Below are 21,950 nucleotides of genomic sequence, written 5' to 3'. Positions count from 1 at the left end.
CCACGATGCGACCGACCGCCCCGCAGCACCGGCAGCCCGTCGCCATCGTCGGCATGGCGGTGACCCTGCCCGGCGCCTGTGACCTGGGCGCGTACTGGCACAACCTCGTCACCGGCGCAGACGCCATCTCCGAGGTGCCCAAGGCCCGCTGGGACGCGGACACCTACTACGACCCGGACGGACGGCGCGGCCTCGACGGCGTCTACTGCCGCCGCGGCGGCTTCGTCGACGGGCTCGACGCGCTCGCCGCCTTCGACCCGACCGTCTTCGGACTCATGCCGGACTCCGTGCCCGGCACCGAACCCGACCAGCTGATCGCACTGCGCACCGCCGCGGCCGCGCTCGCCGACGCGGGAGAGGCCGCACTGCCCGAAGACCGCTCCCGGGTCGGTGTCGTGCTCGGCCGCGGCGGTTATCTGAGCGACGGGCTCGCCCGACTCGACCAGCGCATGCGTACCTCCGCCCAACTGGTGCGCACCCTGCACGAGTTGCTCCCCGAGCTGGACGGCGAGCGGCTCGACGCGGTACGGACGGCGTTCACGGCCGCGCTCGGCGGGGACCAGAGCCCCGAGTCGGTGATCGGCCTGGTGCCCAACTTCGCGGCGTCCCGGGTCGCCAACCGGCTCGACCTGCGTGGCCCCGCCTACACCGTGGACGCGGCCTGCGCCTCCTCGCTCGTCGCACTGGACCAGGCTGTCGGCGCGCTCGCCGCGGGCAGCTGCGACGTGATGCTCGCGGGCGGCGTGCACCACTGCCACGACATCACGCTCTGGTCCGTCTTCAGCCGGCTGCGGGCGCTGTCGCCGTCCCAGCGGATCCGCCCGTTCCACCGGGACGCGGACGGCGTGCTGATGGGCGAGGGCACCGGCGTGGTCGTACTCAAACGGCTCGCGGACGCGCGGCGCGACGGCGACCGGATCTACGCCGTCGTCCGCGGCGTCGGCGTGGCCGGCGACGGCCGGGCCGGCTCCCTGGTCAACCCGGACCCCGGCGGCCAGGCCCGCGCCGTCCGGCTCGCCTGGGCGGCGGCGGGGCTCGACCCGGCGGCACCGGGGTCGCTCGGCCTCCTGGAGGCGCACGGCACCGGAACCCCCGGCGGCGACCGGGCCGAACTGGCCGCGCTGGCCGAGGTGTTCGGGCCGCCGGACCCGAACACCGGGCCCGAAGCCGTGATCGGCTCCGTGAAGTCGATGATCGGCCACACGATGCCGGCGGCGGGTGTGGCGGGCCTCGTCAAGGCGGCCCTGGCGGTGCACCACGGCATGCTCCTGCCGACCCTGCACTGCGACGACCCGCACCCGGCGCTCCGCGTCACCCGCTTCGCTCCGGCCCGGCAGGCACGGCCCTGGGACGGGGACGTCCGACGTGCCGCGGTCAGCGCCTTCGGCTTCGGCGGGATCAACGCCCACGTCGTCCTGGAGTCGGTACCGGAGTCCGTACCTGCCCCCGCATGGGCGCCTGCCCCGGCGTCGGCTCCCGCACCGGCTTCGGCCGTCGCGCCTGCGGCCCCGGCGCCCGGCGGCCCGGGCGCTGGGCCTGCTGCCCGCGCGGACCGTGCCGAAGTGGCCGAGCCGCCCCGGCTGTTGCGGCTCGCCGCCGCGACCCCGCAGGACCTCGCCGAACTGCTCGACGCCGACGACACCGAGCTGCGCGGGGCCGCCGCCGAGGGCGGAGCGAGGGGAGCCGGGGGCGCCCGCGTCGCCGTCCTGGACCCCACCGACCGCCGCCTCGCCCTGGCCCGCAAGGCAGTCGCCCGTGCCCGTACCTGGGGCGGCCGGAGCGACGTCTGGTGCGCGCCGCGGCCGGTGCTCGGCACGGGCGGCGGGAAGATCGCCTTCCTGTGCCCGGGGCTGGAGGCCGAGTTCGAGCCGCGGGCCGAGGACGTCGCCCGCCACTTCGGCCTGCCCGCACCGCACTGGCCGGACGCCCGCGTGGGCGACGTCGCCCGGCACGGCGCGGCCGTCGTCGGCCTCGGCCGGCTGCTCGCCGGAGCGCTCGCCCGGATCGGCGTCCGGCCGGACGCGCTGGCCGGGCACAGTGTGGGGGAATGGACGGCGATGGCGGTCGGCGGGATGTACGCCGACGCCGAGGTCGACGCCTTCCTGCGGGACTTCGACCCGGCCACGCTACGCGTCCCGGGGCTCGCCTTCGCCGCGTTCGGCACCGGTGCGGACCAGGTGGACGCCGAGCTCGCGGCGTACCCGGACGTCGTCGTCTCGCACGACAACGCGCCCCACCAGACCGTCGTCTGCGGGCCTCACGACCAGGTCGAGGCGCTCACCGGGCGGCTGCGCGGCGCGGGAGTGCTCGGTCGGCTGCTGCCCTTCGAGTCCGGCTTCCACACGCCGATGCTCGCCCCGTACCTCACCTCCATCGAGAAGGCCGCGCGCGGCTTCACGCTGCACCCGCCCCGGGTGCCCGTCTGGTCCGCCACGACCGCCGCTCCCTTCCCGGCCGACGAGGCCGCGGCCCGCACGCTCTTCCTGCGCCACCTGCTCGAACCGGTCCGCTTCCGGCAGCTCACCACGGCCCTGTACGACGCCGGGTTCCGGGCCTTCGTACAGCTGGGCCAGGGCCAGCTGCCGGCTCTCGTGGACGACACCCTCACCAGCCGCGCGTGCCTGACGCTCAGCGCCAACACGCCCCGGCACAGCGGGCTTTCGCAGCTGTACCGGGTGGCGGCCGGACTCTGGTCGCACGGCGCCGAGCCGGACTTCGCGGCGCTGCGGGCGGGGGCCACGCCTCGGTCGACGGCGGCGCCTGCCCGTACGGCGGAGACCGACCCTACGGCGCAGACCGTCCGTACGGCCGCGGACAGCCCGCGAGCCGTCCCCGTCCCCGCCCCCACCCCCGTCACCGTCCCCCTCACCCTCGGCTCCGGGCTCGTCTCGCTCGACGCCGCCACCCGGGACCGGCTCCGCAGCACCCTGCGCGCGGCACCCGCCCCCGGGATGGACCGGCTCGCGGCCGTGGCCGCGCGGAGCCCCGTGGCGGCCGAACTGCGCTCGCTGCTCGGCGAGACGGCGGACACGGCAGCGGAACTGGCGGAGCTGTTCGCCGCGGCGGCGGCCCCGCGCCGCACCGCGCCCGCGGCGCCGCCCCCCGAGCCCTCGGCGACCGGGGCGGTGCCGCCGCCTGCCCTCACCCCTCGCGCCATCACCCTGCGCATCGCACTCGACACCATGCCGTACCTCACCGACCACTGTTTCTTCCGGCAGCCCGCGCACTGGCCCGAGATCGCCGACCGCTGGCCCGTGGTGCCCGCCACCACCCTGGTGCAGCACATGATCGACGCCGTGCCCGGCCCGGGGAGGGCCGTGGCCGTGCACGACGCCCGGTTCCTGCAGTGGACCGTCGCCGCCCCGCCCACCGAGGCCACGGTCACGGCCCGGCCCGAGGGACAGGGGCGGTACGCCGTGGAGTTCGGGCGCTTCGCCCGCGCCACGGTCGAGACCGCCCACGGGCACGACACCAAGCCCCGCCCACGGCCGTGGCGGACGGACGCCCCGGAGAGCCGTCCGGCTGTGTCCGCGCGGCAGATGTACGACGACCGCTGGATGTTCCACGGGCCGCGGTTCCGCGGCGTCACCGAGATCGGCGCGCTCGGCGAGCGGCACGTCCGCGGTGTCCTGACCACCCCGTCCGCGCCCGGCGCGCTCCTCGACAACGTCGGTCAGCTGCTCGGCTACTGGCTGATGGCCACGCACCCCGACCGCACCATCGTCTTCCCGATGGGCGTCGACGAGATCCGTTTCCACGGCCCGCCCCCGGAACAGGGCACCGCACTCGACTGCCACATCAGGGTCACCACCGTGACGGACACCGCCCTGGTGGCTGACGCGCAGCTCGCCCGCGACGGCGAGGTCTGGGCCGAGATCCGCGGCTGGCGGGACCGGCGCTTCGACTCGCCGCCCGAGGCCGATTCGGTCAAACGATGGCCCGAGCACAACACTCTCTCGGAAACCCAGGAGGGCGGCTGGCAGCTGCTCTTCGAACGCTGGCCCGACCCCGCATCCCGCGAGATATACATGCGCAGCCAGCTCGCGGGCCCTGAGCGCGAGCAGTACGCCGGGCGCCCCCCGCGCGGCCGGCGCCCGTGGCTGCTCGGCCGGATCGCCGCCAAGGACGCCGTACGCCGCCACCTGTGGGCGCACGGCGCGGGCCCCGTCTTCCCCGCCGAGATACGGGTCGTCAACGACCCTGGCGGCAGACCGCGCCCCGAGGGCGTCCACGGCAGAGAACTCCCGCCGCTGGAACTGTCGCTGGCGCACTGCCGGGAGGCCGCGGTCGCACTCGTCCGCCCCGCCGCCGACAGCCCCGGCACGGGCACCGGCATCGACATCGAGGAGATCGTCGAGCGCCCCGAAACGGCCTACGACGCCATCCTCGCCCCGGACGAGCGGGTGCTCTTCACCGGGCTCGGCGGCGGCCCCGGCCCGCTGACCCGGTTCTGGGCCGCCAAGGAAGCCGCGGCCAAGGCCGAGGGCAACGGACTGGGCGGCCGACCGCGGGACTTCACGGCGGTCGAGGTCGAAGACGGCGCCCGTGCCCTCACGGTCCGGGCGCCCTCCGGCCGGCTGCGGCGCATCCGGCTCACCGACGTGACCAACCCGCCGGGGCTGCCCACCCGTACCTACACCGTCGCTTGGACCGAGGAGAGCCCATCATGACCAGCCCCGCCACCACCGGCCACGCGTACGCCACCGTCCTCACCGAGGTCACCGACGCTCTGCACACGGTCCTCGACGACCTCGAACTGGACGACACCCCGATCACCCCCGACACCCGCTTCGTGGAGGACCTCGACCTGGAGTCCATCGACCTGGTCACGCTCACCGCCGAGCTGGGCGGGCGCTACGGCGACCGGGTCGACTTCCCCGCCTGGTTCGCCTCGCTCGAACTCTCCGACATCATCGGACTGACCGTCGGACAACTCGTCCAGTACATCGCGGGGTGCCTGCGGTGACCACGATCGAGGCGGGCGGGATCCGGCTGAACGTGGAGCGGCTGAGCGGCGCACCCACCCCGGCACCGGGCCCGCCCCAGACGGTGGTCCTCGTGCACGGCATCGCCACCGACAACCTGACCAGCTACTACTTCACCATCGCGCCCGCGCTCGCCGCAGCCGGACACGACGTCGTGATGTACGACCAGCGCGGCCACGGCCGCAGCTCCCGCCCGCCGCGCGGCTACGGCATCGATGAATTCAGCGGCGACCTGGACGCGCTCCTCGACGCCCTCGCCCTGGAAGGGCCCGTCCACCTGATCGGCAACTCCTTCGGCGGCACCGTCGCCCTCGCCTACGCGCTGCGCCGCCCGGAGCGGGTCGCCGGCATCCTGATGCTCGAGTCCGAGCCGCCGACCGCCGCCTGGGCGAAGAAGATGAGCGGCATCCTGGCCGGCTCCGCCCACCAGCTCCACGACGAGCGCACCCTGCCGTGGATCGAGGAGACCTACGGCCGCCACGAGGCCCGCCTGGTGCGCTGGGCCACCCGGCTGCTGCACGGCACCTCCATCGCCGAGGACATCGCGTCCTGCCCCGTCCCCGGCGAGGAGTCCTGGCAGAGCCTGCACGTGCCGGTCTGCGCGGTGTACGGCGCCACCTCCGACCTGGCCGACACGGCGCCCTGGCTGGAATCGCTGCTGCCCCGCTGCCGCACCGTGACGGTGCCCGGGCACGGGCACTCCGTGCTCGTCGGCACCCCCGAGACGGTCGTCCCGCTGGTGCTCGACTGGCTACGGGACGGCCACCGGGAGCTGGTCGCGCCGTGAGCCGCTTTCTGTTCGTCGTGCCGCCCTTGGTCGGGCACGTCAACCCGGCGGTCAGTGTGGCCGCCGAGCTGACCGGACGCGGGCACCGGGCCGCCTGGGCCGGGCTGCCCGGGTTCGTCGGGGAACTGGCCGGGCCCGACGCCGAGGTGTACCCGTGCGACGTGCCCACGCTCCCGGAACGTCCGGCTGACCTGCGCGGTGCCGCAGCCTTGCGTTTCCTGTGGGAGGAGTTCCTCGTGCCGCTCGCCGGGGCGATGGCGCCCGGTGTGCGCCGCGCGGTCGAGGAGTTCCGGCCCGATGTCGTCGTCGCCGACCAGCAGACCCTCGCCGGTGCCCTCGTCGCCGAGCGCCTCGGGGTGCCGTACGCCACCGCGTCGACCACCCCGGCGGAGTTCAGCGACGCCCTGGACGGCATGCCGAAGGTGGCTCAGTGGACCGCCGGGCTCGTCGCGGAGCTGCGCGCCCGCCTCGGCGACCCGGGGCGCACCCACGATCCGCGCTTCTCCCCCGACCTGGTGCTCTCCTTCACCACCCCCGAACTCGCGGGCCCGGGCCCTCGGCTGCCGCAGCTGCGGTACGTCGGTCCGGCGTTCACCGGGCGCCCGGCGGCCGACTTCCCCTGGGAGTGGCTGGACGAGCACCGGGCCACCGTCCTGGTCTCACTCGGCACCGCCAACACCGACCTGGGGGCGCGTTTCCTCGCCGAGTGCGCGGCCGCCGCGCGGGAGCGCGGGCGGCGGCTGCAGGCGGTGGTCGCCGACCCCGGAGGGGTACTCGGCCAAGAGTCCGACGCCGACCTCCTGGTGCTGCCCCGGATCCCCCAACTGCCGCTCCTGCGCCGGGCGTCCGCGATGGTCAGCCACGCCGGGCAGAACACCGTCGCCGAGTGCCTGTGGCACGGCGTACCGCTGGTGGTCGCGCCCATCCGGGACGACCAGCCACTGATCGCCGGCCAGGTCACCGGCGCCGGCGCCGGAGTGCGGGTGCGCTTCGGGCACGCCGACCGCCGGCGGATCGGTGCCGCCCTCGACGCCGTACTCGACGAGCCCGCCTACCGCGCGGCGGCCCGGCGCGTCGGGGACTCCTTCCGTGCGGCGGGCGGGGCAGCTGCCGCGGCGGCGTACCTGGAGAAGTTCGCGGCACAGAAGCCACGGGAGCCGCAGGAGTCACGGCAGCGGTGAGCGACCGACCGGCAGGGCGACCGCCGTGCCGAAGAGTGGAACGAGAGGAGACCACGGACATGGCCACCACGAACCAGCCCGCTGACACCCCCGACATACCCGCCCCACCGCCCCCTGCTTCCGACGCCGAACGCGTCGCCCGCCTGCGCCCCGCGTACCAGGCAGAGCTGGCCGACGGCATCGCCCGGTTCTTCGAGCCGCGCCGCACCGACTGCCCCTGGTGCGGCGCGCAGCAGCTGCGTCGCCGCCTGCGCACCAAGGACCACCTGCAGCGAAAGCCCGGCATCTTCACCCTGGACCAGTGCCGCGACTGCGGACACACCTTCCAGAACCCGCAGCTCAGCCCGGCCGGGCTGGACTTCTACTACCGGGACTTCTACGACGGCCTGTACGCCGAGAAGATCGGCGGCGCCCTGGACAGCGACGCCGCGAGGAAACGCAACCACGAGCGGGCCGTGGCCATGCGGCGGCACGCCCGGCCGAAGCGCTGGCTGGACGTCGGCACGGCGGGCGGTGACTTCTGCCTGGCGGCCAAGGAAGCACTGCCCGGCACCGCCTTCGACGGACTCGACATCGGCGCCCATGTGCTCGGGGCGCAGCAGTCGGGGCGCATCGAGCGGGCCTTCCAGGGCTTTCTGCCCGACCTCGCGGACGAACTCGCCGGCCAGTACGACGCGGTGAGCATGTTCCACTGCCTGGAGCACACCACGGACCCGCAGGCCCAACTGGCCGCGGTGCACACCGTGCTCCGCCCCGGCGGCCACCTGATCATCGAGGTACCCAACCCGGAGTCGCCCTTCGGCCGCCTCTTCGGCCGGTACTGGCTGCCGTGGTTCCAGCCTCAGCACCAGCACTTCGTGACCATGGGGAACCTGCGCCGGGCCCTCACCGAGCTGGGCTTCACGGTGGTGGCGACGGACCGCGAGGAGTCCCATATCCCCGTGGACTTCACCGCGCTCGTGGGGCTGTACGTGCTGCGTCTGCTGCCGTTCCGCGACGAGCCCTGGCTGCCCGAGCCTCCGGGCCGTCTCGGCGCCGCGGTCACCAAGACGGTCTTCTGGGCGGGCATACCGTTCTGCTTCCCGATGTACGCCCTGGACCGGCTCCTCGCCCCGCTGGTCCGCCGCAGCCGCTTCTCCAACGCCTTCCGGGTGATCGCCCGCCGCGAGGAGTGATCAGCCCAGCACGAGCTGGGACTGCAGAAGATGAAAGACGCCATGTGGAAGGTGGAACCTTCCTACGGAAGTCCGCTACCTCGACCCCAGGGACACCCGACAGCAGATGCTGAACGTCGTATTCGAACCCGATACGGGTCCGCTGCGATATTGATCGGCACGGGCTGCACAGACGGGTCCTGCCGGGGCACCTTGTCCAACTGCGCGACGGGCATCGCCGGAGCAGCCCCGCGATGCCTGTCGCATCAGGTCCCCGTCCACGCAGACTCCCCGTCGGTGCACGGCGGCAGAAGCACCTCAGCCCACGCAGAGTTCGGGGGTCAGTGTGCGGGAGATGAGATCGGGCATGGTGGTGTCCGTCGGTTCCTGGGTGGTGTGAGTGCGGGCGTGCGCGTCGTTCCGACACCGCGGCCACTGCGCTGTGGCGGCGGGAGTGGGCGGTTACCTGGTTCTGAACCGGTCCGGCCGCACGAAGTCCAGGCCGTCGATGGTCTGTTTGCCGAGTGCCTCGTGTGCGGCGATGTGGCCGTAGCCGGTGGCCATTTTGAAGCCCTTTCCGGAGAATCCGGTGGCGCAGTAGATGCTGCTGTTCTGATCCAGTCGGCCGAGGAGGGGGTGCCTGTCCTGGGTGAAGAGGTCGGGGAAGGCGTCGGCGCGCGCGATGGTGGGGATCAGGCCGGGGAAGAATTCGGTGACGGTTTCGGTGACCTTCTCGGTTTCTGCCCGGGTGAGTTCCCTGGGGACGGCGTCCGGGTCGGGGGTTGTCCGTGCGCGTCCGGCCAGTGGTCCGTCGATCGATGCCTTGACCGTCACGCCGTCGACGGCGGGTGCGCCGTACAGGGAGCGGTCCTCGTACCACCGGCTGAAGACGGGGAAGTTCTCCGGTGAGAACTGGGTGCCGTTCCGGGCGATGAACCAGGTCAGGACGATCCGGTGGGTTTCGGTGGCGGCCTTGAGGTGGTCGGGCATGAGTCTGCGGGACCAGCCGCCGGAGGCGACGATGACCTTCTCGAACGTCCAGGTTCTGTCGCCCGAGGTGAGGACGATGCCGTGGTCGGTCTCGGTGATGCTGTCCACGGGGGTGTTCTGCAGGACGGTGGCGCCGTTCGCCTGGGCTGCCGTGACGGCGGCGCTGACGGCGCGGTCGGTGCGCAGAACGCCGGCGCGGGGGTCGTAGACGGCGCAGTCGTCGGGGCGGAGGTTGTGCTGGGGGTAGCGTTCCGCCATCTCCTCCCGGCTGAGGACGCTGTGCTCGGCGCCGTTGCTGCGGGTGGTCTCGAGGAGGCTGTTGATGAAGTTGCTGTTCGCGGTCCCGATGGACAGGCCTCCGGTGGTGGTGAGGATGTCCTGCCCGGTTTCGGCTTCGAGTTCGGCCCACAGGCCGCGGGAGCGTTCGATGATGGGGTAGTACTCGGGCCTGCCGAGGTAGATCATGCGGAACAGGCGGGTGTCCCCGCCCACGGCGCTGCGGCCGTGGGCGGGGGTGGCGGCCTCGAAACCGAACACCGAGTCGGTCAGCCGGGAGGCCTGCCACAGGGCCATGCTTCCGATGCTGCCCAGGCCGATGACGGCGAGTTGTGCGTCCATGGATGCCGTTTCCTTTTTCGTTTACTCGTGCAGTCCGGCGAGGCGGCTGCCGCATCGGGCCAGGAGTGAGGTCGTGCTGGAGCCTTTGCGTTCTTCCCACCGGTCGGCGAGGCCGAAGAGCCGGTACATGGCGTGCACACCCAGCCAGCGAAGGGGTTCCGGTTCCCACTTGCGTGCCCGGTGGCCGACCCAGGGGAGAGTGGTCCGCTCGGTCTCCCTCTCGAAGGCGAGCTCCGCGAGGGTCCTGCCGCCGACATAGGCTGCCGTGACGCCGTGTCCCGCGTAGCCGGAGGACGATCCGATCCCCGATGCCGGGTCCCACAGGACGCCGCCGTTCCAGTCCCGTGTGACGCCCAGGACTCCCGACCAGGCGTGATCCACCTCGAAGGGGATGCCGGGGAAGAAGGTGCTGAGCTTGTGCGAGATCAGGTCGATGGTGGACCGGGCGGTCGCGCCGGCTCCCCCGGTGCCGGACCCGAAGCGGTAGGGGACACCGCGCCCGCCCATGGCGATACGGCCGTCCGCCGTCCGCTGGGCGTAGATGAAGGTGTGCGCGGAGTCGTTGAGGCACTGGGGACCGTCCCAGCCGATCTGCTGCCACGCCTCCTCCGGCAGGGGCTTGGTCACGATCATCGAGGAGTTGACCGGGATCAGGGTCCGGCGGCCCAGCAGCGGTCCCGAATACCCTTCGGTGCAGATGAACGTCTTCGCCGCGGTGACACGCCCGTCGGCCAGGGTGAGGGTCCTGCCCTCGACACTGTTCACCCGGCTGCCCTCGTAGATCCTCACTCCCATGGAGGTCAGGGTGCCGGCGAGGCCGTAGACGAGCTTCGCGGGGTGGATCCGTGCGCAGTGCTGGTAGAAGAGCCCGCCGTGGACGGTGGAGATGTTGACCTGGGACTGGAACTCGTCCCGGTCGAGCAGGCGGACGTCGTCGGCGGTCAGCCCGTACTTCAGGTCTGCGTCCCGCCTGGCCACCAGTCGGCCCAGCCCCGCCCGGGTGTGGGCGGCGACGAGTGCGCCGCCCTTGTGCTGATCGGCGTCGATGCCCTCGGCCTGGAGGATGTCCAGGACCGCGTCGACGCCGGCGACGAATTCCTGCTGCAGTGCCCGGCTCGCCTCCAGCCCGCCCCCGGCGCGCGCGAAGGCGGCACGGTTGCCCGCAGGCATGGCCGAGAGCCAGCCACCGTTGCGCCCCGATGCGCCGTAGCCGACCTGTTCGGCCTCGAAGACGGCGACCGAGAGCGACGGTTCGAGTTTCTTGGCGAAGTACGCCGCCCACAGGCCGGTGTAGCCGCCGCCGACGATGGCCAGGTCGACGGAGTCCTGGCCGGTGAAACGGGGGAACGAGGGCTTTGTGTCGGCCAGTTGGGCCACCCAGAAGCCGAGCTCTCCGTTTCGGGGTGGTGCCGCGAGGGCGTTCATGGCGTGTCCTTCACTGTCTGTCTCTGTCTCTGGGAACCGCGTGGGCCGCTGCTGGAAGACCGCGTAGCCGCCGCCGATCGAGAGGGGGTTGCCCGGTGACGTACGAGGATTCCGGCGACGGGAGGAAGAGGACGGCGTCGGCGCTCTCCTCGGGAAGGGCGAGGCGCCGGAGCGGGATCTGCCCCTCGCGCCGCGAGCAGGATCTGCCCTCCGGCGTCAGGGGCGCGGCAGGCCGAAGAGGACGGGGAGGTCGGCGATGTCGGTGATCCGCTCGTAGCCGAGCCAGTGCTCGTCGTGCTCCCAGCCGCGGTCCATGTACACCTTGTTCTCGATGCCCATGATCGCCGCGGGACGATGGTCGTACATGGGGCTCGCGGAGACGTGGACGATCTCGTCGGGTGTCACGCCGAGCTTGTCGAACATGTACTCAAAGGCGCGGAGTCGCGGCTTGTAGACGCCCATCTCCTCGGCGCTGATGACGACCTCGAACGGGGCCTTCAGGTTCTCCGAGAGGCGCTTTGCGTGCGCGGTGTCGCTGTTCGTGATGATCACCAGCGGGACTTCCTCGGCCAGGCGGTTCAGCGCCTCGGTGACACCGGGGTACGGGCCCCAGGTGGGGATGGTCTCGTACACCGCCCGCGCCTCGTCCTCGCGGTACTCCAGACCGACCTTGTGCAGGGCGCGCTCCATGGAACGGGCGACGACCTGGTGGAACGGCTGGTACGCGCCCGTGCACTCGTCGATCCGGTACGCCTTGCAGATCCGCAGGAACTCGTCGGCGACCTCGGCCGGCAGTCGGTCGCCCAGCACCTCACGCATGGTGTCGTTGATGCTGAACTTGATCAACGTTCCGTTCATGTCGAACGTCACGAACTTGGGCTTCACATCGAATCCCATTGTTTCTCCCTAGTGCGTCAGTGGAGCAGTTCCATGCTTTTGGTCGACAATCGACCATCCGGTTAGTCGATTGTCGACCAAATGAGTCTCGCCTGTCAAGCACGTCGAAGGAGTGCCCTCAGGCAGCCCCCGGCACTGGTCCACTTCCAGAACGGGTGAGGCAACGCTGCAGATTCACAAGCATCGGTGTCGTCGGTCCGGCGTCGGCTGAGCCCACATGACACCTCCTGAGGCGTGGATGCAGAAAAATCAGCAGCGGTATAGTCGACAAACGACCAGGTGGTCGGCGCGGCGTGAGCAGGAGAGGGCGACGGGTGGACCACAAGTTCGCATGGCAGGAGCAGCGGATGACGACGCCGGATGGCGTCTACCGCACGTTGCGTGCCGCCATCCTCGATGGGGCCGTGCCTCCTGGTGGCCAGCTGCGCGAGGCGCACATCGCCGCTGATCTGGGGATCAGCCGGTCCCCGCTGCGTGAGGCGCTGACCAAGCTGGAGGAGGAAGGGCTGGTCGTCAAGATCCCCTACCGCGGGGCGTTCGTCGTGGAGGTGAGCGCTCGCGAGGTCGCCGAGATCGACTCGATCAGGCTACGTGTCGAGCCGTACGCCGCCGAGCTCTCGGCCGAGGCGCTGCGCGGAGCTGAGCGGCCGCAGTTGCTGCAGACCGTCGAGGATCTCCGTCGGGCAATGGAGGAGGACGACATTCCGGCCAGCATCGACGCGCACCTCCGCTTCCACAGGCTCTTCTACGACCTCTCGGGGCACGGCGTCCTGCAGAGTCTCTGGAACGGCTGGGAGACCAAGCTGCGCCTCCACCTCAGCGTCGACCACCGCACCTACAGCGACAACCCGCAGCAACTGGTCGTCGAGCACGAGAGGTTGGCCAAGGTCGCCCTGGAAGGCGACACGGAGGCGTTTCGCCAGGAATTGGCTGCCCATTTCCCCATGGGGCTGGGGGCCCAGACGGCAGATCCAGGGGAACGCCCACACCGGCACGCATGAGGCCATGCCGCCTGCGTGCAGCGTTCGAGCCCGCTGTAGCGGACCGTTCAGGCCGCCGGCGCGGTGAGATCGGTAAGGGCGTTTACAACTACGCGGGCGGGCTGTTCTTCCATGAGAGGGCAGGACGTGGCGGCCTTCTGCCCTACGCGCGGCTTCTCATGCGGCGGAGTCGGCCTCGGCTCCAGGTGCGCTCGATCATCCCTGGAACACTTCGTTCAGCGGGGTGGACGCGACGCGATACGACTCGGCGCGCCTGGCATCATCCAGGCAAGTCACTGCCATCACCCCTTCTGCCGCCGGCTTCGGCCTGCCGGGCGAAACTGAAGATCAAGTCAGCCTCTTGACCGCATCGCGCGCTGACCATACGAGCAGGCCCGATGAAATCTCATTCTTGACAAAGTCTAAACTGGGCCCTACTTTTCAAGCCACTTGAGTAGGTGCGCGTGGCCTGGGTGATTTTGTCCATGCCGATTGGCCGCCACACCCGGCCCTGCTGACATCGGAGTTGGACATGAGGTGCTACGACTGCCTCCAGGAGGCCCGCAGCGACACCACCGGCATCGGCGTGTGCTCGCGCTGCGGCCTGGCCACCTGCGAGAACCACGCCCGCGTACGCCAGGTGCAGGTCGCCCGCCAGGTCGGCATGGGCGCCGCGTCGGGCCGTTTCCCGGCACGCAGGGTGGTATGCCACACGTGCGACGCGGCCGAGACGGCCCACTGACCGCATGGTGCGCTCGTCGCACCCGTATCGCTGGTCACCGAAGGCGCACTGTCCGTGCGAGCTGCGTTCTGGCCTGCCGGACACCGCCCCTTTCCCTGACGGCAGCTGCCTGAGAAGGCTTCACGAGTCTCACGGCAGTTCGCGTCTGCCCTGAACCACCGCATCGACCCTCGAACTGATTGCGCAGCCCGCTCACGGCGTTCGAACAGTCGCCGGTGTTCGAGCGGGTTGGCCGTAGCGACGAACCGCGCGTGATTCACCATTCGGCCGGCGCCGGATCCGCACGCTGTGACGCGGATTCCCCGCGCCGGGTATCCGCCACTGCGTGGGCCGCGGCCAGGAAGTACCCGGGCGTGGGCCGGTGCCTTACACCGGTTGCCAGATCCGGGCGAGCGTTGCGGCGGTGAGAACGTGCTCGGGGTGTCCCTTCCCAGCCAGTTGACCGTCGCGGAGCAGCAGGCAGGCGTCCGCCGAGCGTGCGGCTTCCAGGTCATGTGTGGCTTGCACGACGGTGACTCCGTCGGTGACCAGTTCCGTCAGCAACCCAGCGATCCGGGCCCTTGCTTCGGGGTCCAGGCCCGTGGTCGGTTCGTCCAGGAGGAGCAAGTCCGACTCCTGGGCGAGCCCTTGGGCGATCAGGGCGCGTTGCCGCTGTCCGCCGGAGAGTTCTCCGAGTTGGCGGGTGGCGAGCTCGGTGATGCCGAGCCTTTCCATGGCCTGGTCCACGGTGGCATGGTCCTGCCGGGTCAGTCGGCGCCACGGCCCGCGGTCGCTCCAGCGTCCCATCTCCACCGTCTGCCTGACCGTGAGCGGCAGTGCGTCAGGGACGGAGCTGCGCTGCGGGACGAACGCCGGCGGCCGGTCGCCGCTGTGGTGGAGCCGGCCTGATGTGGGTTGGATCACTCCAGCCATGACTCCGAGCAGGGTGGACTTCCCGCTTCCGTTGGGGCCGACGAGGGCGGTGACCGCCAACGCCGGTATCTCCGCGCCGAGTTGACGCAGAACGGGGCGGCCGGGATACCCGGCGGAGAGGTCCGTGAAGCGGACCCGTGGCGTCCGGATCTCGGCGACGGCGGGAGAGTGCCCCTGTTGTTTGAACATGGTTTTCATTATAGTCCGTTTACATGGAGTGGTTGACGGGTCCCTTCGAGGTGACCTTCGTGCAGCGTGCCCTGTGGGGCGGGATGCTGGTGGCGGCGATCTGCGCCCTGGCCGGCACCTGGGTGGTGCTCAGGGGAATGGCCTTCCTCGGTGACGCCATGTCGCACGGGCTGCTGCCGGGAATCGCGCTCGCCGCGCTGTTCGGCGGCAACCTGCTGGTGGGGGCGCTGCTGAGCGCGGCCGTCATGACAGCCGGCGTCACGGCTCTCCACCGCACCCCGCGGCTGTCCCAGGACACCGGTATCGGGCTGCTGTTCGTGGGAATGCTGTCGCTCGGCGTCATCATCGTGTCGCGGTCGCAGTCCTTCGCTGTCGACCTGACCGGGTTCCTCTTCGGTGACGTCCTCGCCGTCCGCGAGCAGGATCTGCTGCTGCTGGGTGGGGCGCTACTGCTGTCTCTGGCCGTGTCGGTCCTCGGCCATCGGGCCTTCCTCGCGCTGGCTTTCGACTCCCGCAAGGCCCAAACGCTCGGCCTGCGGCCCCGTCTGGCCCACGCCGTGCTGCTCGGCTTGCTGGCGCTGGCCATCGTCGCCTCCTTCCACATCGTGGGAACGTTGCTGGTGCTGGGGCTGCTCATCGCCCCGCCGGCCGCAGCGCTGCCCTGGGCGCGCAGTGTGCGGGGCGTCATGGCCCTCGCGGCGCTCCTCGGCATCACCGCCGTCTTCGGTGGCCTGTTGGTGTCCTGGCATCTGAGCACCGCGGCCGGCGCGACCATCTCTGCCCTCGCGGTGAGCCTGTTCTTCCTCTCCCACCTGGCATCCGGCCTCGTCCACCGCAGCCGTGCGCGCCTTCTCGGCGCTCACGCCGCAGCGACCGACTGAAAGAACCTGAGGCGATCCCTTTGTTCGTCCGAAGCAACGTCATACCTTGGGCGCCCGCCGCGCTTGTGGTGATCTCCCTGCTCACCACGGGTTGCGCGGGCCACGAGGACACCGCGTCCGCCCCGCAGACCACCGCGTCGGCCTCGGCTCCGCACGGTTACGTCGAGGGGGCCCAGGAGAAGGCCGAGCAGCAGTCACGGCTGCTGCTCAACGACCCGGCCACCGGCGACACCCGGGTACTCGATCTGATCACCGGCACGACGCACAAGGTGTCCCGGACGACGGGCACCACCGGGCTCACCACCGACGGCCGCTTCGGCTACTTCCACACCGCGGGCGGCACGCGTGTCCTCGACGGCGGCGCCTGGATGGTGGACCACGGCGACCACGTCCACTACTACAGCGCGGCGATACGTGACGTGGGACGGCTGCCCGGAGGGCCGGGCAGCCGCGTCCGCAGCGATGCCGCTGTCACAGTGGTGACCGACGAGGAGGGTCGGACCAGGATCTACCGTCGGGCCGACTTGGAGAAGGGCAAGGTCGGCTCCGGCCGCACACTTCCCGGGACGCACGCGGGAGCCGTCGTGCCGTACGCGGAGCACCTGCTCGGCGTCACGGACGACGGGAAGGTCGCAGTGTACGACCGCGAAGGCCGGCGGGCCGAGTCGCCGGACGAGGAGTGCGAGAACCCCCGGGGTGACGCCGTCACCCGGCGCGGCGTCGTCCTCGGCTGTGCCGACGGCGCCCTGCTCGTCCGTGAGGACGACGGCACTTTCACCGCCGAGAAGATCCCCTACGGCAGCGACGTGGCCGAAGCGGAACGGGCCACGGCCTTCCGGCACCGGCCCGGCAGCGACACGCTCACGGCACCGTCCGGGAAGCGGGCCGCGTGGGTCCTGAACGTCGGCGAGCGCACGTGGACACGGGTGAAGACCGGGTCCGTCGTCTGCGCCAACACCGCCGGTGAGGGCTCCGTCCTGATCGTCCTGGAGACCGACGGAGCACTCCACGGCTACGACATCGCCACCGGCAAGAAGGTCTCCAGAACGAAGCGGCTTCTGACAGGCGTCCCCGACGCCGGCCGCGAAGGCAGCGATGCGGGACCGGTCATCGAAGTGGACCGCAGCCGCGCCTACCTCAACGACCCCAAAGGCACACGCGTGTACGAGATCGACTACAACGACAACCTGCGCATCGCGCGCACCTTCGCCCTGGACGTCGAGCCGGCCCTGATGGTGGAGACGGGACGATGACCACACGGACGCGAGGGTCGCGGCGACCGCGCACCCTACCGCTGGTCCTGCTGGCCCTCGCCCTTGCCGGCGCGGGCACCGGATGTACGAGCAGCGACGACCGGCCCCGGGTGGTCGTGACGACCAACATCCTGGGTGACATCACGCAGGAGATCGTCGGCGACGAGGCCGACGTCACCGTGCTCATGAAGCCGAACGCCGACCCGCACTCCTTCGGCCTGTCGGCCGTGCAGGCCGGCGAGTTGGAGCGCGCGGACCTGGTCGTCTTCAACGGGCTGGGTCTGGAGGAGAACGTGCTGCGGCACGTGGACGCCGCCCGTGAGGCAGGGGTGCCCACCTTCGAGGCCGGCAAGGCGGTCGACCCCCTGACCTTCCAGGCGCAGGACGACGGCGGCCCCGAGGACGAGGCCGGGCAGCCCGACCCGCACTTCTGGACCGACCCCGACCGCGTCCGCAAGGCCGCCGGCCTGATCGCCGACCAGGTCTCCGAGCACGTGGACGGCGTCGACGAAAAGACGATCCACGCCAACGCCGACCGCTACGACGCACAACTCGCCGACCTGACCACCTCGATGGAGAAATCCTTCGACCGCATACCCGAGAAGCGGCGCGCGTTGGTGACCAACCACCACGTCTTCGGATACCTCGCCGAACGCTTCGGTTTCCGGGTGATCGGCGCGGTGATCCCGAGCGGCACGACGCTGGCCTCTCCCAGCTCCTCCGACCTGCGCTCGCTCACCGAGGCGATGCGGAAAGCAGGCGTGCAGACCGTGTTCGCGGACTCCTCCCAGCCCACGCGGCTGGCCGAGGTCCTGCGCACCGAACTGGACGGCCAGGTGCGCGTCGTCGAGCTCTACTCCGAGTCCCTGACGGAGAAGGGCAAGGGCGCCGGCACCTATCTGCAGATGATGCGCGCCAACACCGCCGCCATGACCGACGGCCTGACCGGCGCCTGAACCCGCGCCCCTGACCTGGGCACCGGCCGGCCACGGCCCTCACGCACTCCCCCACCCCACCTCCCGCCGTGCTCGCGCGGCACTGAAAGGAACACACCGGTGAACACGCCGATACGCAACCGAGCTCTCACGGGCACGGCCCTCGCCCTGGCGGCTTCCGCGGTCCTGGCCGCATGCGGAGGAGCGGACGCCCCCTCCTCCGACGCGAAGGCCAAGGCGGCGTCGAACAAGAAGGCCGTTGCAGTCAAGGACCCTGTGGTCGCCACGTTCGACGGCGGACTGTACGTCCTGGACGGCGAGACCCTGAAGCTGGCCGACACGATCGAGCTGCCGGGCTTCAACCGTCTCAACCCCGCCGGCGACGACTCCCATGTCGTCGTCTCCACCGACGCCGGCTTCCGCGTCCTGAACGTCGCCGAGCAGACCTTCCCCGGGATCGAGTACAAGGGTGCCAAGCCCGGCCACGTCGTCCTGCACGCCGGCAAGACGGTGCTGTTCACCGACGGCACCGGCGAGGTCAACGTCTTCGACCCCGCCGACCTCAAGGACGGCAAGAAGCCGGAAGGCCGCAGCTACACCTCCGCCGAACCGCACCACGGCGTCGCCATCGAACTGGCCAACGGCGAACTGCTCACCACCCTCGGCACCGAGGAGAAGCGCACCGGCGCCCTCGTCCTGGACAAGAACAACAAGGAGATCAAGCGCAGCGAGAACTGCCCCGGCGTCCACGGCGAGGCCGCCGCCAAGGGCGAGGCCGTCGGCATCGGCTGCGAGGACGGCATCCTGATCTACAAGGACGGCGAGTTCACCAAGGTCGACGCCCCCGACGAGTACGCCCGCATCGGCAACCAGCGCGGCAGCGACACCTCGCCCGTCCTCCTGGGCGACTACAAGACCGACCCGGAGGCCGAACTGGAGCGGCCGACCCGCATCTCCCTCATCGACACCGAGACCGCGAAACTGCGCCTGGTCGATCTGGGCGCCAGCTACTCCTTCCGCTCACTCGGCCGCGGACCCGACGGCGAGGCTCTCGTCCTCGGCACCGACGGTGCCCTCCACGTCATCGACCCGGAGACGGGCAAGGTGGACAAGAAGATCCCCGTCGTCGGCGAGTGGCAGGAGCCACTGGACTGGCAGCAGCCCCGGCCCACCCTCTTCGTCCGCGACGACACCGCGTACGTCTCCGAGCCGGGCAAGCGCCAACTGCACGCCGTCGACATCGAATCGGGCAAGAAGATCACCTCTGTGACCCTGCCGAAGAGCACCAACGAACTCTCCGGCGTCGTCGCGGGCCACTGATCCTCCGGCCTCGGCGAGGCCGTCCCCCACACATCCAGCCGGCACGACAGTGGCCGACACCTTCCCTGCGGAAAGCCGTCAGCCCCGAGGCGTTGAGGCGTTCCCGGCGGTGGGTCGGAGTTGTCGGGTCACTCGCGGATCTGAGCGTCCGCAGTGGGATGCGTGTCACCGCTGTCCGTGCCCAGGCCCGCGAGCAGGCGCAGACCGTCCTCGGCGGGAGTACCGGGGGCCGCGGAGAATACGAGCAGCTCCGTGCTTGATTCGTCCGGTAGTGCGAAGTTCTCCTGGTGCAGTTCCAGCAGTCCGACCAGCGGGTGCCGGTACGCCTTGCGTCCGTGTGTGCGGGCGCGTACGTCCGCACGGGCCCAGAGGCGGCGAAAGCGCTCGCTGCCCAGCGACAACTCGCCGATGAGAAGAGCCAGTTGGGGGTCCTCGGGGTATTTTCCTGCAGCCAGGCGCAGGTGCCCGACCACGTCGAGGGTGCATGCCTCCCAGTCCGCGTAGAGGCCGTGTTCGGCCTCCTCGAGGAAGATGTGCCGGGCAATGTTCAGGCCCGGCATCGGCCGGCCGAACAGGAGCACGGCGAGGCGGTTCCCGGCGAGCGCGTCCAGGCGGTGGCTCATGATCAGCGCGGGTGCGTCGGCGACCAGGTCGAGGACGCGCACCAGCTCCGGCCGGACCCGCCCGACCGGCGCCTTCGCGCGGCGGCGACGCTGCCGGGCGAGCCGGTCGAGGTGCTCGCGTTCGGTCTCGTCGAGGCCGAGGACTCGGGCGAGCGCGTCGAGGACCTGCTCGGACGGCTGGGTCGCGCGGCCCTGCTCCAGACGTACGTAGTAGTCGACGCTGACTCCGGACAGGTGCGCGACCTCTTCGCGGCGCAGCCCTTCGACCCGGCGGCGGCTGTCGGTAGGAATGCCGACGGCGGCCGGGTCGACCCGGGAACGCCGGGTCCGCAGGAAGCTGGCGAGGTCGTCCATGCACCGAAGTATGGCCGCGCCGGCGCCCCTGAGGGTGGCCCTGCCGGTACCAGGAAGTCCCGTCCGACGGAAGAGGAGCACCTGAACGCCGGGCGCCGCGGCGCCCAGGATCGAAGGCATCCGATCCGAAGGAGCAGGAGTTCCCATGAAGACGCTGATCGTCTACGCGCACCCGGAGCCGAAGTCGCTCAACAGCTCGCTGAAGGACCTCGCGGTGTCCACCCTGGAGGCCACCGGGCACGAGGTGCGGGTGAGCGATCTGTACGCGATGAACTGGAAGGCGGTCGTGGACGCCGCGGACTACGGCCCCGACGCCTCAAGCCCCCTGAAGGTCGCGGCGGACTCGGGCCGGGCCTTCGACGCCGGGACGCTCACCCCCGACGTGCGCGCCGAGCAGGAGAAGCTGCTGTGGGCCGACAGGATCATCTTCCAGTTCCCGATGTGGTGGTACACCATGCCCGCGATCCTCAAGGGCTGGGTGGACCGCGTGTTCACCTACCACTTCGCGTACGGCGTCGGTGAGCACAGCGACACCCAGTACGGCGAGCGGTTCGGCGAGGGCACCCTCGCGGGCAGGAAGGCCCTGCTGTCGGTGACCGTCGGCGGCCCGGAGTCGCACTACGCCCCTCGCGGGATCAACGGCCCCATCGACGATCTGCTGTTCCCGATCCACCACGGCATCCTCTACTACCCGGGCATCGAGGTGCTGCCCCCGTTCGTGCTCTACGGCACCGACCGGATGACCGCCGAGGACTATGAGGACGTCGCCAAGGCCTGGAAGCAACGCCTGCTCACCCTGGAGTCGACCGAGCCGATCGCGTTCCGGCCCCAGAACTTCGGCGACTACGAGATCCCCTCCCTCCACCTGAAGAAGGGACTGGAGCCGGCCGGCCGCACCGGTTTTGGGCTGCACGTGCGCGGCTGACCACCGGCCACCGGCGATGAACAGGACGAGCTGGGGCGCGAACCCTAGGAGCAGCCCGAGGACCGTGGCGGCGGTGGCGGCCGACGCGGCCGGCTCCCCCGCGGCGAGGTCGTCGTCGACGACCTCCGTGGCCGCACACAGCAGACGGCAGGACGAATCGATGCCACGTCTTATCGCGCCATGGCCGAGCTGGTGGCCACCACCTCTCACGAGCGGGGCCACCTGCTCCTGGCGTCAGCCGGCATCAGCGGATCGCATGCGCGTCGCCGGACGAGACCCGGGGGAACGGCTCTTCACAGCAGCCGGGCCTGGCATGGCCGCTGCCCTCGTATCAGAGCGGTTGGGGCTCGGCGCCGTTCGAATCGACATGAACGCCGATCAGATGCCCTCCATGACTCCTCACGAAATGGAGTGGCGGACGCACTCGTGACAGGGCGACGATCTCTCGGTACTCGCCGGTGAAGGGGCAACTATGGGCGACATCATTCCGAGGGAGCTCATCTCCGCCTGGATGGAGTGGGACAGGGGGCCTTCCATCTGGATCCAGCTCAGTGGCGAGCGTGACTGTCCGGAGGTGGTGGTGGAGGACGAGTCGGGGTCCATGGTCACGGTGCGAGTGCCGCTCGTCCCGCCGGACGACTGGATTGCAGATCACCAGCGGCGTTTGCACCAGGTGATGGCGCACTGGGTTCCGATGCTGTCGGCGAGCTGAGCAGCCGCCGTCAGGAGTTCTGAGCGAACCCCGTGATCGCTGGCGTTCCCGAACCGGTGCGCCAGGCAGTCACACACGAGAGTGACC

General features: G+C 70.9%; 18 protein-coding genes. 13 read left to right on the top strand and 5 right to left on the bottom strand.

The window, feature by feature from the left end; translation table 11 throughout:
* The first annotated feature begins 5 nt into the window (after positions 1 to 5).
* The 5 genes from GWK25_RS18795 to GWK25_RS18775 are packed head-to-tail and all read left to right on the top strand — an operon-like array spanning position 6 to position 8,128.
* Positions 6 to 4,670 carry a type I polyketide synthase gene (locus GWK25_RS18795; RefSeq protein WP_215451729.1) on the top strand — a complete coding sequence of 1,555 codons (4,665 nt, stop codon included), beginning with the start codon at positions 6 to 8 and terminating at the stop codon, positions 4,668 to 4,670.
* Complete coding sequence (locus GWK25_RS18790) at positions 4,667 to 4,966, top strand: acyl carrier protein (RefSeq protein ID WP_215451728.1); 300 nt, start codon at positions 4,667 to 4,669, stop codon at positions 4,964 to 4,966. Before GWK25_RS18795 ends, GWK25_RS18790 begins: the two co-directional genes overlap by 4 nt.
* Complete coding sequence (locus GWK25_RS18785) at positions 4,963 to 5,772, top strand: alpha/beta fold hydrolase (protein ID WP_308404261.1); 810 nt, start codon at positions 4,963 to 4,965, stop codon at positions 5,770 to 5,772. Before GWK25_RS18790 ends, GWK25_RS18785 begins: the two co-directional genes overlap by 4 nt.
* Positions 5,769 to 6,953, top strand: coding sequence for a glycosyltransferase (locus GWK25_RS18780; protein WP_215451727.1), 1,185 nt, complete (start codon positions 5,769 to 5,771; stop codon positions 6,951 to 6,953). Before GWK25_RS18785 ends, GWK25_RS18780 begins: the two co-directional genes overlap by 4 nt.
* A 59-nt stretch (positions 6,954 to 7,012) precedes the next feature.
* Positions 7,013 to 8,128 (top strand): class I SAM-dependent methyltransferase, encoded by a 1,116-nt coding sequence (locus GWK25_RS18775; RefSeq protein WP_215451726.1) that lies wholly within the window; start codon positions 7,013 to 7,015, stop codon positions 8,126 to 8,128.
* Between the two features lie 441 nt (positions 8,129 to 8,569).
* Here the strand turns inward: GWK25_RS18775 and solA are convergent, their stop codons facing one another.
* The 3 genes from solA to GWK25_RS18760 all read right to left on the bottom strand — a co-directional run bounded on the left by solA (position 8,570) and on the right by GWK25_RS18760 (position 12,037).
* A complete protein-coding gene (gene solA / locus GWK25_RS18770; protein WP_215451725.1) occupies positions 8,570 to 9,715 on the bottom strand; it encodes an N-methyl-L-tryptophan oxidase in 1,146 nt (381 codons plus the stop codon).
* 21 nt (positions 9,716 to 9,736) lie between these two features.
* Positions 9,737 to 11,140 carry an FAD-binding oxidoreductase gene (locus GWK25_RS18765; RefSeq protein WP_251828916.1) on the bottom strand — a complete coding sequence of 468 codons (1,404 nt, stop codon included), beginning with the start codon at positions 11,138 to 11,140 and terminating at the stop codon, positions 9,737 to 9,739.
* 216 nt (positions 11,141 to 11,356) lie between these two features.
* Positions 11,357 to 12,037 (bottom strand): haloacid dehalogenase type II, encoded by a 681-nt coding sequence (locus tag GWK25_RS18760; protein ID WP_215451724.1) that lies wholly within the window; start codon positions 12,035 to 12,037, stop codon positions 11,357 to 11,359.
* A gap of 347 nt (positions 12,038 to 12,384) precedes the next feature.
* Here GWK25_RS18760 and GWK25_RS18755 point away from each other — a divergent pair, with 347 nt between their 5' ends.
* The gene (locus GWK25_RS18755) at positions 12,385 to 13,038 is read left to right on the top strand and encodes a GntR family transcriptional regulator (protein WP_251828915.1); all 654 of its coding nucleotides are present in this window, start codon (positions 12,385 to 12,387) and stop codon (positions 13,036 to 13,038) included.
* A 511-nt stretch (positions 13,039 to 13,549) separates the two neighbouring features.
* Complete coding sequence (locus tag GWK25_RS18750; RefSeq protein WP_215451722.1) at positions 13,550 to 13,759, top strand: DUF2180 family protein; 210 nt, start codon at positions 13,550 to 13,552, stop codon at positions 13,757 to 13,759.
* 366 nt (positions 13,760 to 14,125) lie between these two features.
* Here the strand turns inward: GWK25_RS18750 and aztA are convergent, their stop codons facing one another.
* Positions 14,126 to 14,869, bottom strand: coding sequence for a zinc ABC transporter ATP-binding protein AztA (aztA, locus tag GWK25_RS18745; RefSeq protein ID WP_215451721.1), 744 nt, complete (start codon positions 14,867 to 14,869; stop codon positions 14,126 to 14,128).
* A gap of 14 nt (positions 14,870 to 14,883) precedes the next feature.
* Here aztA and aztB point away from each other — a divergent pair, with 14 nt between their 5' ends.
* From aztB to aztD, 4 genes are all read left to right on the top strand, one after another.
* Complete coding sequence (gene aztB, locus GWK25_RS18740) at positions 14,884 to 15,741, top strand: zinc ABC transporter permease AztB (protein ID WP_215451720.1); 858 nt, start codon at positions 14,884 to 14,886, stop codon at positions 15,739 to 15,741.
* 20 nt (positions 15,742 to 15,761) lie between these two features.
* Positions 15,762 to 16,994: a PQQ-binding-like beta-propeller repeat protein gene (locus tag GWK25_RS18735; RefSeq protein ID WP_215451719.1), complete on the top strand. Its 1,233-nt coding sequence runs from the start codon at positions 15,762 to 15,764 to the stop codon at positions 16,992 to 16,994.
* A complete protein-coding gene (gene aztC / locus GWK25_RS18730; protein WP_215451718.1) occupies positions 16,991 to 17,950 on the top strand; it encodes a zinc ABC transporter substrate-binding protein AztC in 960 nt (319 codons plus the stop codon). The genes GWK25_RS18735 and aztC overlap by 4 nt, the downstream gene beginning before the upstream one ends.
* A gap of 99 nt (positions 17,951 to 18,049) precedes the next feature.
* Positions 18,050 to 19,249, top strand: a complete 1,200-nt coding sequence (gene aztD / locus GWK25_RS18725; protein ID WP_215451717.1) for a zinc metallochaperone AztD — start codon at positions 18,050 to 18,052, stop codon at positions 19,247 to 19,249.
* A gap of 128 nt (positions 19,250 to 19,377) precedes the next feature.
* Here the strand turns inward: aztD and GWK25_RS18720 are convergent, their stop codons facing one another.
* A complete protein-coding gene (locus GWK25_RS18720) occupies positions 19,378 to 20,226 on the bottom strand; it encodes a helix-turn-helix transcriptional regulator (RefSeq protein WP_215451716.1) in 849 nt (282 codons plus the stop codon).
* A gap of 145 nt (positions 20,227 to 20,371) precedes the next feature.
* Between GWK25_RS18720 and GWK25_RS18715 the strand changes: the two genes are divergently transcribed.
* Both GWK25_RS18715 and GWK25_RS18710 read left to right on the top strand, forming a co-directional pair.
* Entirely contained in the window at positions 20,372 to 21,151 is a 780-nt protein-coding gene (locus GWK25_RS18715; RefSeq protein ID WP_215451715.1) for an NAD(P)H-dependent oxidoreductase, read from the top strand.
* 472 nt (positions 21,152 to 21,623) lie between these two features.
* Positions 21,624 to 21,863, top strand: a complete 240-nt coding sequence (locus tag GWK25_RS18710; protein WP_215451714.1) for a DUF5959 family protein — start codon at positions 21,624 to 21,626, stop codon at positions 21,861 to 21,863.
* Positions 21,864 to 21,950 lie beyond the last annotated feature (87 nt).

It is taken from the genome of Streptomyces sp. ATCC 21386 (genome assembly GCF_018728545.1).
Taxonomy (GTDB): Bacteria; Actinomycetota; Actinomycetes; order Streptomycetales; family Streptomycetaceae; genus Streptomyces.
This window is presented reverse-complemented; position numbering and strand designations above follow the sequence as displayed.

Excerpts from the sequence above, each read along its gene's own strand:
- GWK25_RS18775 (WP_215451726.1), top strand. The coding sequence starts at position 7,013 with ATGGCCACCACGAACCAGCCCGCTGACACCCCCGACATACCCGCCCCA.
- GWK25_RS18795 (WP_215451729.1), top strand. The coding sequence starts at position 6 with ATGCGACCGACCGCCCCGCAGCACCGGCAGCCCGTCGCCATCGTCGGC.
- GWK25_RS18755 (WP_251828915.1), top strand. The coding sequence starts at position 12,385 with ATGACGACGCCGGATGGCGTCTACCGCACGTTGCGTGCCGCCATCCTC.
- aztC (WP_215451718.1), top strand. The coding sequence starts at position 16,991 with ATGACCACACGGACGCGAGGGTCGCGGCGACCGCGCACCCTACCGCTG.
- GWK25_RS18720 (WP_215451716.1), bottom strand. The coding sequence starts at position 20,226 with ATGGACGACCTCGCCAGCTTCCTGCGGACCCGGCGTTCCCGGGTCGAC.
- GWK25_RS18715 (WP_215451715.1), top strand. The coding sequence starts at position 20,372 with ATGAAGACGCTGATCGTCTACGCGCACCCGGAGCCGAAGTCGCTCAAC.
- aztA (WP_215451721.1), bottom strand. The coding sequence starts at position 14,869 with ATGAAAACCATGTTCAAACAACAGGGGCACTCTCCCGCCGTCGCCGAG.
- GWK25_RS18710 (WP_215451714.1), top strand. The coding sequence starts at position 21,624 with ATGGGCGACATCATTCCGAGGGAGCTCATCTCCGCCTGGATGGAGTGG.
- GWK25_RS18790 (WP_215451728.1), top strand. The coding sequence starts at position 4,667 with ATGACCAGCCCCGCCACCACCGGCCACGCGTACGCCACCGTCCTCACC.
- GWK25_RS18760 (WP_215451724.1), bottom strand. The coding sequence starts at position 12,037 with ATGGGATTCGATGTGAAGCCCAAGTTCGTGACGTTCGACATGAACGGA.
- aztB (WP_215451720.1), top strand. The coding sequence starts at position 14,884 with ATGGAGTGGTTGACGGGTCCCTTCGAGGTGACCTTCGTGCAGCGTGCC.
- GWK25_RS18765 (WP_251828916.1), bottom strand. The coding sequence starts at position 11,140 with ATGAACGCCCTCGCGGCACCACCCCGAAACGGAGAGCTCGGCTTCTGG.
- solA (WP_215451725.1), bottom strand. The coding sequence starts at position 9,715 with ATGGACGCACAACTCGCCGTCATCGGCCTGGGCAGCATCGGAAGCATG.
- GWK25_RS18750 (WP_215451722.1), top strand. The coding sequence starts at position 13,550 with ATGAGGTGCTACGACTGCCTCCAGGAGGCCCGCAGCGACACCACCGGC.